This window comes from Nocardia sp. NPDC004722 (assembly GCF_053601505.1).
The window spans coordinates 1-9,357 of the sequence record NZ_JBSGBY010000330.1; the positions used below are offsets into that span (position 1 = coordinate 1).

At 68.4% G+C, this 9,357-nt stretch carries 7 protein-coding genes; 4 read left to right on the plus strand and 3 right to left on the minus strand.

The genetic code is table 11. From position 1 onward, the window contains the following. Positions 1–1,210: hypothetical protein (locus ACWELQ_RS27765; protein WP_452399982.1), on the plus strand; the 1,210-nt coding region annotated here is incomplete at its 5' end. Between the two features lie 102 nt (positions 1,211–1,312). Next, positions 1,313–1,789: a transcriptional regulator NrdR gene (nrdR, locus tag ACWELQ_RS27770; RefSeq protein WP_452399983.1), complete on the plus strand. Its 477-nt coding sequence runs from the start codon at positions 1,313–1,315 to the stop codon at positions 1,787–1,789. 70 nt (positions 1,790–1,859) lie between these two features. Here nrdR and hrpA read toward each other — a convergent pair whose 3' ends face one another. After that, positions 1,860–6,023, minus strand: coding sequence for an ATP-dependent RNA helicase HrpA (gene hrpA, locus ACWELQ_RS27775; RefSeq protein ID WP_452399984.1), 4,164 nt, complete (start codon positions 6,021–6,023; stop codon positions 1,860–1,862). A gap of 140 nt (positions 6,024–6,163) precedes the next feature. On the opposite strand from hrpA, the gene ACWELQ_RS27780 reads away from it, so the two are divergent. Then, positions 6,164–6,796, plus strand: coding sequence for a Pr6Pr family membrane protein (locus ACWELQ_RS27780; RefSeq protein WP_452399985.1), 633 nt, complete (start codon positions 6,164–6,166; stop codon positions 6,794–6,796). On the opposite strand, the gene ACWELQ_RS27785 is transcribed toward ACWELQ_RS27780, so the two are convergent. Further along, positions 6,788–7,246, minus strand: coding sequence for a GNAT family N-acetyltransferase (locus ACWELQ_RS27785; RefSeq protein WP_452399986.1), 459 nt, complete (start codon positions 7,244–7,246; stop codon positions 6,788–6,790). The two genes, ACWELQ_RS27780 and ACWELQ_RS27785, sit on opposite strands and share 9 nt — an antisense overlap. Positions 7,247–7,405: 159 nt before the next feature. Between ACWELQ_RS27785 and ACWELQ_RS27790 the strand changes: the two genes are divergently transcribed. Continuing rightward, positions 7,406–7,630 (plus strand): hypothetical protein, encoded by a 225-nt coding sequence (locus ACWELQ_RS27790; protein ID WP_452399988.1) that lies wholly within the window; start codon positions 7,406–7,408, stop codon positions 7,628–7,630. On the opposite strand, the gene ACWELQ_RS27795 is transcribed toward ACWELQ_RS27790, so the two are convergent. Next, positions 7,560–9,077: an APC family permease gene (locus tag ACWELQ_RS27795; protein WP_452399987.1), complete on the minus strand. Its 1,518-nt coding sequence runs from the start codon at positions 9,075–9,077 to the stop codon at positions 7,560–7,562. The two genes, ACWELQ_RS27790 and ACWELQ_RS27795, sit on opposite strands and share 71 nt — an antisense overlap. Between the last annotated feature and the right edge of the window lie 280 nt (positions 9,078–9,357).

The window sequence follows — 9,357 nt, forward strand, 5'->3', positions numbered from 1 at the left end:
CCGGCAGGAACGGACGGCCGGGGTCCTCACCTGCCTGATGATCGGACTGGTGACGGCTCCGGCCGCACCCGCCGAATCAGCCTATGCCGCATACCTGGATCTGCCGTCGGTCAATGGCGACGGCACGGGCGGCGGCGGCCTGAACCCGGCACTGCCGCTGGATCCGGCGGTGCTGCGCGACGCCCTCGACCAGGCCCGGGCCGCCGGTGTCGAACCGCGGCACTACGCGACACTGCTGCATCAGTACTGGCTGGTGGTCGCCACCCGCAATGCCGATATCGACCTGGCCACCTGGGATCCCGGCCTCGGGGTGGCGGCCAATACCCGCACCTTCACCCAGGTCTACGTGAACTACCTGCGGCTCAACAACTCCCACCCGGACTTCTGGTGGACCGGATTGGCCGGATTGGCGGGCGGGTCGTTCGCCTCGGGCTTCTTCGACATGGGCGATGTGGCGTCGATCCTCGCCGTGCCGGGCCTGCACCAGGTCGGCGGCACGGTCGCCGATCTGCTGCGCGACACCCCGTCGCCGCTGCTGGATGTGCTGCCCGCCGACCTCCGGACCCTCGGCACCGAGGGAGAGCGGCTCACCGCCGAGGATCTGGCCTGGTACCAGACCCGGCTGATGATCATGCAGAAGCACATCTTCATCGATCAGGTCCCCATGCACGAGGCCTACGCCGCCGACGGCCAGGCCGGGGTCGAGGAGATGTACCGGGCCGGAGTGCTCGACGACAACGCCGTCACCGCCTGGCGGGAACTGGCCACCGGCACCGGTGCGGGGCTGGCCGACGCCGCCCTGCGCATGACGGACCGCGAGCAGAACCAGATCATCGCCGACCAGTGGGACGTCACCTCGCACGGCCGCGGATCCATGGGCCGTGTCATGACGTATGTGAGCACCCTGGGCGGCAAGGCCGCCGTGCCGGGCGTGCGCGCACCCGGCGTCTTCGCGCCCGTCACCCTCACCGCGGGCGCCATGTCGCTGCGTGCCCCGCTGCCCGACTTCAACTGGGCCGACCGCGACACGCGGTGGAACTACATCACCCACGACCTGCTGCCGCGCTACCTGGAACTGTGCGCGAACCCGGCCGTCGCGAGACCGGTTCTCGCCGTGCCGTTCCCGGTGATGCTGAGCAATGGCCGCCTGGTCCAGCGGCTGCCGGATCTGCTCGCGGATATGACCGCGCAATGGCAGGTGACCACCTGATTCCGGCCGGGTGACCCGGGCGGACGCCGCGAACCGGCGCGGTCACGGTATCCTCGAGATTGCTCGAGGTTTCTGATCCCAGGCATCGACGAAGGATCCCGGATGCATTGCCCGTATTGTCGCCATCCCGATTCGAGGGTGGTCGACTCACGTGAAGCCGAGGAAGGCAGCGCCATCAGGAGGCGTCGTGCCTGTCCGGAGTGTGGGCGCCGGTTCACCACAGTCGAAACCGCGATTCTGTCGGTGGTGAAGCGCAGCGGCGTCACCGAACCGTTCAGCCGCGAGAAGGTGGTGCGCGGCGTCAGCCGGGCCTGCCAGGGGCGCGAGGTCGATTCCGACGCGCTCAACCTGCTCGCCCAGCAGGTCGAGGATGCGGTGCGGGCCAAGGGTTCCCCCGAGATCCCCTCGCACGAGGTGGGTCTGGCCATTCTCGGTCCGCTGCGCGATCTCGACGAGGTGGCGTACCTGCGCTTCGCGTCGGTCTACCGATCCTTCAGCTCCGCCGAGGATTTCGAACGCGAGATCGCGGATCTGCGCGCGCACCGCGCCGAGACCGCCGTAGGCGCGACCGCCGAATAGCCGCGGAGTTCGATACCGATTTCCGGTCCGGCCCCGAATCATTCGGGGCCGGACCGCTCGGTTTATCCACTCAGCGCTGCTGTTGGGGCGGCCGACGGGCCGCGTCGATGGCCTTCTCGATCCGCTTGGCCGAGACCGGGTACGGCGTCCCGAGCTGCTGGGCGAACAGGCTCACCCGCAATTCCTCGATCATCCACCAGATTTCGAGGATGTCGCGCCCGCCCCGGCGATGCTCGGGCAGGTTCGCGACCAGCCTGTCATAGGCGGCGTGCACGCGGTCGAGTTCGGCCATGCCCGCGCGATCGCGGTTGGCGGAGGCGGGCAACGCCTCCAGCCGCAGCCGCGCGGCATCCAGATACCGGGGCAGTTCCCGTAAACGCGTGCTGCCCCATTCGGAGATGAAACCCTCGAAGATCAGCTCGTCGAGCTGCTGGGTGACATCGTCGGTCGCGTCACGATCGCGAGATTCGGCGAGGGCGGCACGCAACCGGTGTGCCTCGGCCAGCACCGGGACCACCGCGCGCACGATATTCGCCACGGCCGTGGTGAATTGCGGCCGCACCTTCTCCACGAGCGTCTTGAACTGTTCGGGACTGCGCACCGGCCCGCCGTGGGCGGCGATGAGCTCGTCGGCGGCGCAGGCACGGCAGTCCTCCACCAGCGCGTCGAGCGAACCGTACGGATTCTGGCTCAGCGCAAGGCGATCGGTGGGCCGCAGGCTCGCGGTGACGGCGCGGGTATTGGTGGTGATCGCGCCCAGCAGCAGCGCGCGAGTGCCGGCGCGCATGGCGGCGGCCTGCTCGGCGGGGGAGCTGAGCACGCGCACGGCCACACCCTGGGGCTCGGCGACCAGCGCCGGATAGCCGGTGATGGTCTGCCCGGCGACCTCGCGTTTGACCGAGGCCGGCAGGGTGCCCAGCGATTCCGAGGTCCACACCGCGGCGGGGGCGCGTTCGGCGGCGTTGTTGGCGCGGGCCACCGACTTCGAAACCTGTGCGGCCAGCTTGGTTTTCAGCTCGGCCAGGCTCTTGCTGCGGGCGACGAGCGTGCCGGACGGGTCGACGGCGGCGAAGGTCATGCGCAGGTGATCCGGCAGGCCCGCCGGATCCAGATGCGCGGCGGTGATGGTGACCGAACCCAGCTGTGACAGCTCGCGCGCCAGGCCGGTGCGCAGCGGTTCGGCACGCGGGGTGAGCCGTTCCAGCGCCGCCTTCGCGAAGTCCGGGGCCGGAACGACGGTGCGGCGCAACTGTTTCGGCAGCGTCTTGATGAAGGCCGCCGCCAGCTCCTCGCGCATGCCCGGCACCAGCCAGTCGAAGCCGACCGAGCGCACGTGGGCGAGCTGGGCGATGGGGATGTGCACGGTGACGCCGTCGTCGGCCTGGCCCGGTTCGAACTGGTAGGTGAGCGGGAAGGTCAGCTCACCCTGCCGCCAGTGGTCCGGGTAGGCGGTCGGATCCAGCAGTGCCGCATCCTCGTTCACCACGGTCGAGGCGGTGAAGTCCAGCAGGTCGGGGTTCTTGCGCTGGGTGGTGCGCCACCAGCTGTCGAAGTGCCGCACCGACACGATGTCGGCGGGGACGCGCTGATCGTAGAAGTCGAAGAGCACCTGGTCGTCGACCAGGATGTCGCGCCGCCGCGCCCGATGCTCGAGATCCGCGACGTCGTCGAGCAATTCGCGGTTGCGTTCGAAGAACGCGTGCTTGGTCTGCCACTCACCCTGCACCAGCGCGTGCCGGATGAACAGCTCCCGCGACAGCTCCGGATCGATGCGCCCGAAGTCCACCCGCCGCTGCGTCACCAGCGGTAGGCCGTACAACGTCACCCGCTCGTAGGCGGCCGCCGCACCCCGCTTGGCCGACCAATGCGGCTCGGAATACGTGCGTTTCACCAAATCCCCGGCCAGCCGCTCGGCCCACTCGGGTTCCACCCGAGCCGCCGTCCGCCCCCACAACCGTGACGTCTCGACCAGTTCCGCCGCCATCACCCACCGCGGCGGCTTCTTGGCCAGCGAAGAACCCGGAAAGATCATGAACTTCGCATTGCGAGCCCCGAGAAACTCCCGAGTCTCCGCCTCCCGCACCCCCAGATGCGACAGCATGCCCGCCAGCAACGCCTGATGAATCGACGTCACATCCCAAGGCAGCGAATCATTGTCGAGGCCCGCCTTTGCGGCGAGCTTCTCGGCCAGCTCGGCCTTGCCGCCGCCTGATGTGGCGCCCCGTGCCTCGTTGCGCCCGCCTCGAGATCCGCTGCCGCCGCGCGCATTCCGGTTCCGGCCACCGCGGGTGTTGCGGTCGCTGTCGGAATCCTCTGCGGTGCGGTCGAATTGGGCGTCGGAGCCTTCGGTGTTCCAGCCGAGGCCGCGGGTGATGGTGCGGAGCTGGCCGTGCAGGTCCTGCCATTCGCGGATGCGGAGGTAATGCAGGAATTCGTCGCGGCACAGGCGGCGGAACTGGTTGGAGGACAGGGCGTTGCGCTGTTCTCGGAGGTAGTCCCAGAGGCGCAGGTAGGACAGGAAGTCGGAGCCCTCGACGATGAAGCGGGCGTGTTTGGTGTCGGCGGCCTGCTGGTGTTCGACGGGGCGTTCGCGGACGTCCTGGATGGACAGGGCCGCCACGATGATCAGGACCTCGGCCAGGCAGCCGCCGCGGTTGGCCTCCACCAGCATGCGGGACATGCGGGGGTCCACCGGGATCTGCGCCATTTCGCGGCCGATGGGGGTCAACACCAGTCCGGCGTCCGGAATATCGCCGCGCGCACCGGATTCCGTCTCCGGGCGGGCGAGCGCGCCCAGCTCCTCGAGCAGTGCGATGCCGTCGCGAATGGCGCGACCGTCGGGGGCCTCGACGAACGGGAAGCTCTCGATGTCGCCGAGCCCGAGCGCGGTCATCTGCAGGATGACCGCGGCCAGATTGGTGCGCAGGATCTCCGGTTCGGTGAACTGCGGCCGGGATTCGAAGTCGTCCTCGGAGTACAGCCGGATGGCGATACCGTCCGCGACACGGCCGCAGCGGCCCGAACGCTGCCGCGCCGACGCCTGCGAGATCGATTCGATGGGCAGCCGCTGCACCTTGGTGCGCATCGAGTAGCGCGAGATACGGGCCGTGCCAGGGTCGATCACGTACCGGATGCCCGGCACGGTCAGCGAGGTCTCGGCCACGTTGGTGGCCAGCACCACGCGTCGCCCGGTGTGCGGCTCGAACACCCGGTGCTGTTCGGCCGCCGAGAGCCGCGCGTACAGCGGCAGGATCTCGGTGTGGCGCAGGCGCATATCGCGCAGCGAGTCGGCGGTGTCGCGGATCTCGCGTTCGCCGGAGAGGAAGACCAGGATGTCGCCGTCGCCCTCGGCCTGCAGCTCGCGCACCGCGTCGCCGATGGCGTCGGTGGGGTCGCGGTCGACGATCTCGGTGTCCTCGTCGTCGGGATCCTCGGAGGTGACCGGAAGCTCCAGCGACAGTGGGCGATAGCGGATCTCCACCGGATACGACCGCCCCGACACCTCGACAATCGGTGCGGGAGTATCGTTCTCGGCCGCGAAGTGCCTGGCGAACAGTTCCGGGTCGATGGTCGCCGAGGTGATGATGATCTTCAGATCCGGCCGCTTCGGCAGCAGCTGCTTCAGATATCCCAGCAGGAAGTCGATGTTCAGACTGCGCTCGTGCGCCTCGTCGATGATGATCGTGTCGTAGCGCCGCAGCAGTCGATCGCGCTGGATCTCCGCGAGCAGGATGCCGTCGGTCATCAGCTTCACCAGCGTGCGGTCCGACGCCTGATCGGTGAAGCGGACCGTATAACCGACCACGTCGCCGAGTTCGGTGCCCAATTCCTCGGCGATGCGCTCGGCCACCGTGCGCGCGGCCAGTCGCCGCGGCTGCGTGTGCCCGATGGTGCCGCGAATCCCGCGCCCGAGTTCCAGACAGATCTTCGGTATCTGGGTGGTCTTGCCGGAGCCGGTCTCACCGGCCACGATCACGACCTGGTTGTCGGCGACGGCTTTCGCGATATCGTCGCGGCGCGCGGAGACGGGTAGCTGCTCCGGGTACACGATGGCGGGCACGGCGGCCCGGCGGGCATCCACCCGGCGCTGGGCGGCGTCGATATCGGCTTCGAGATCGGTGAGATCGTTGCCGCGGGCCTTGTCGAGCCGACGACGCAAACGGTGCTCGTCGCGGATCGAGAGATCGGCCAGGCGGGAACGAAGCTCGCGAGAGGTGGCGGCGGTCCTGGTCATTGCACCGTCAACGATAGCGAAGAGTTGATCCGGGCCGGTCGGCGCGGTGTGCCCCGTGATCGGAAACAGCGGTTGCCCACCGAATGCTGGTATCGGCGTATTGTCCGCGTTTCCGGTGTCCGGCATGCGAATATCGGGGGATGAACGGCGTTGCGGTACATCCGCTGTGGGGTCGGTTGCTATTGCTGGCGGTCGCGGTGCTGGACATCGCCGCCGTGGTGTGGAGCGTCACGCATCTGGGTCCGGTGGCGGCCTCGGTGGGAAACTTCTTCAGCTACTTCACCATCCAGTCCAACCTGATCATCATCGCGGTGTGGCTGGTGATCGCGCTGGCCGATCCGCAGGGCCGCCGCTGGCAGTACATCCGCTGCGCGGCGACCCTGTACATCCTCATCACCGGCGTCGTCTACGCGCTGCTGCTGCAGAAGATCAATGTCGGTATCGCGTACCCGTGGACCAACGACACCCTGCACCGGGTGACCCCGCTGGTCGCCCTCGCCGACTGGTTGCTGGTCCCGGTGGCGCTCGGTGTCAGCGCCCGGTTGATCGCGGTCCTGCTCGCGTACCCGATCGTGTACGGCGTCTACAGCCTGATCCGCGGTCCGATCGTCGACTGGTATCCCTACCCGTTCATCGATCCGCGCTCGCAGGGCTATGGCTCGATGGCGGTCGGACTGGTGTTCCTGGTCATCGCCTTCGTGATTCTCGCGATCGCGGTCATCGCGCTGGGCGATCTGGCCGGGCGCCGCCGCCGGGTCGCGCCGTCACCGTAGCGATCGGGTCATGAACACGCTGTGCGGGTCCTCGGTGTAGTCGGCGAAGGGCCCGCAGTGCTCGAACCCGTAGCGCTCGTAGAGCCGTACCGCGGGCAGATAGAACTCCGACGCGCCGGTCTCGAGGCTCACCCGCCGGTATCCGCGCGCGCGGGCCACGTCGAGCAGATGCCGCAGCAACAGCGACCCCACCCCGTGCCCCCGGAACGCCGCGGTGGTGCGCATCGACTTGAGCTCCCCGTGCGTGGGATCGAGCTCTTTGATCGCCCCGCACCCGGCCAGCGCGTCGCCCTCCCACGCGGAGAAGAACGTCAGCTCCGGTTTCCGCAATGCCGTGACATCGAGCGCGTGCATGCTGTCCTCGGGGGAATTCGCGAGCATCTCCGCGACGTGCTCTTCCAGCAGTCCGAGGACGTCCGGGCCGGTCAGATCGTCGATCACGATGCGCATGCGGCCAGGCTATCGACTGACCTCCCGCGCCAACCGGCCGACCGGACGTGCCGTCCCCCGCCCAGGGCTCGCGCCGCGCGCGGGCAACGGTGACACTCGTTGTGGCCGGACGGGATTCGTGATCAATCACGGGTACCCGATTCGGTTGTTCGGGACATCGTGGGGCGAACCGCAACGTGCACTTTCCGAGGGTGCCACCGCGGGGCGTCGGATACGTGCACGGTGTATCGAAGCAAACAAAGACGGCCCGGCCGCCGAGAGGCGCCGGGCCGTTGCCATGGCCGAGTGAGGAGGGGCTCAGCCGGGCGGGATGTCATCGTTCGTGGGTCTCCTCCAAGACGGTCCGGCCCACCAGGGCGTAGCGGTCGGGGGAGCGGCGCTTGAGGTATTCGGCGAAACCGAAGCCGCCCAGCGCGATCGCGGCCACCAGCCACGGGGTCGCCTTGAGCACCAGCGACCCGGACTCGGTGCCCGCCGCGGTACCCATATTGGTCACCAGCAGCAGCACCACGCCGATCATGGCGAGACCGCCGATGAGCGGGGCCGCGAAAGTGCGGAACCAGTGCCGGGATTCGGGGTGGTTGCGGCGGAAGTAGCGCAGCACCGCGAACGAGCACACGGCCTGCACCACCAGAATGGCCATGGTGCCGAGAATCGCGAGCAGCGTGTAGGTGCCGTTGTAGGGATCCTTGCCCGCGATCCCGAAACCGGCGACCAGCAGCACCGCGACGAGCGACTGCACCAGACCCGCGATGTGCGGCGAGCCGTGCTTGGCGTGGGTGCGGCCGACGGTCCGCTTGAGCACGGGGAACACGCCCTCACGACCCAGCGCGTAGAGGTAGCGGGCCGCGCAGTTGTGGAAGGCCATGCCGCAGGCCAGCGAACCGGTCATCATCAGCCACTGCATGGCGCTGACGGCCCAGTGCCCGACATAGGTCTGGGTGGGGTGGAAGAACACGTCCATCGGGTTGTCGCCGCCCGCCAGCGCGGCCGATTCGTCGAGTCCGTTGCCGGACATGGCCATCCAGGACACCAGCACGTAGAAGACACCCACGCCGATGACCGCGATCATGGTGGCCTTGGGGATGATGCGCTTGGGGTCGCGCGATTCCTCGCCGTACATGGCGGTCGATTCGAACCCGACCCACGACCAGAACGCGAAGAACAGTCCCAGGCCCGCCGACGGTCCGGTGAAGGCGTTGACCGGATTCAGCGGCGCGAACTGGAAGCCGTGCGGCCCACCACCGTGCAGCGCCACCGCGACACCCATGATCGCCAGCACCAGGCATTCGGTGCCGAGCAGCACGACCAGGAACTTCTCCGCCACGGCCACGCCGAACCAGGTGCCCAGCGCGTTGATCGACAGCATGACGATCGCGAACACCCACCACGGCACATGCCAGCCGAACTGCGCCGCAACGGTATTGGTGCCGAAGCTGGAGAAGATGCCGACCAGCGAGCCCTCGAACACCATGTACGCGAACGTCGCCAGCAGCCCCGAGGCCAGTCCCGCCGAGCGGCCCAGGCCGAAGGAGATGAAACCGTAGAAGGCGCCGGTCGCGGTGATGTGCTTGCTCATGGCGGTGAATCCGACCGAGAACACCGCCAGCACCACCATGGCGATCAGGAAGGCCGCGGGCGTGCCCTTGCCGGTGCCCGCCGAGATCATGAACGGCACATTGCCGGTCATGGCGGTGATCGGCGCGGCCGTCGCGATGGCCATGAACACCACGCCGAGCAAACCGATGGCATTGGCCTTCAGGCGGTGCACTCCCTCGCCGGTGCTCGCACCGGGCGGCGCGGCGGTGGCGCGATCTATCTGCTGCGTCATGGCTCCGTCTCTCTACTGCGCCCGCCCCGGGAAATGACCGGTGGCGGGTTCGATCTCGATGCGGCGGAACGCTATAGGCGGTCTGTAACGACGGCGGGCGTGCGACGGTGACCGTCGGCGAGAAAGCGGCGAGAGTTTTCTCCCACCTCACGACAAGCCGACGTTACCCGCGTTTACCTGCGTGCAATACGCATCGGCGACGCTGTGGCAACCCGTCGTGCGCAGGGCCACCCCGTCGCGTACGCGGGCCACGCCCTCGCGCGCGAGCGGCATCGCCGGT

Excerpts from the sequence above, each read along its gene's own strand:
- nrdR (WP_452399983.1), top strand. The coding sequence starts at position 1,313 with ATGCATTGCCCGTATTGTCGCCATCCCGATTCGAGGGTGGTCGACTCA.
- hrpA (WP_452399984.1), bottom strand. The coding sequence starts at position 6,023 with ATGACCAGGACCGCCGCCACCTCTCGCGAGCTTCGTTCCCGCCTGGCC.
- ACWELQ_RS27780 (WP_452399985.1), top strand. The coding sequence starts at position 6,164 with ATGAACGGCGTTGCGGTACATCCGCTGTGGGGTCGGTTGCTATTGCTG.
- ACWELQ_RS27785 (WP_452399986.1), bottom strand. The coding sequence starts at position 7,246 with ATGCGCATCGTGATCGACGATCTGACCGGCCCGGACGTCCTCGGACTG.
- ACWELQ_RS27795 (WP_452399987.1), bottom strand. The coding sequence starts at position 9,077 with ATGACGCAGCAGATAGATCGCGCCACCGCCGCGCCGCCCGGTGCGAGC.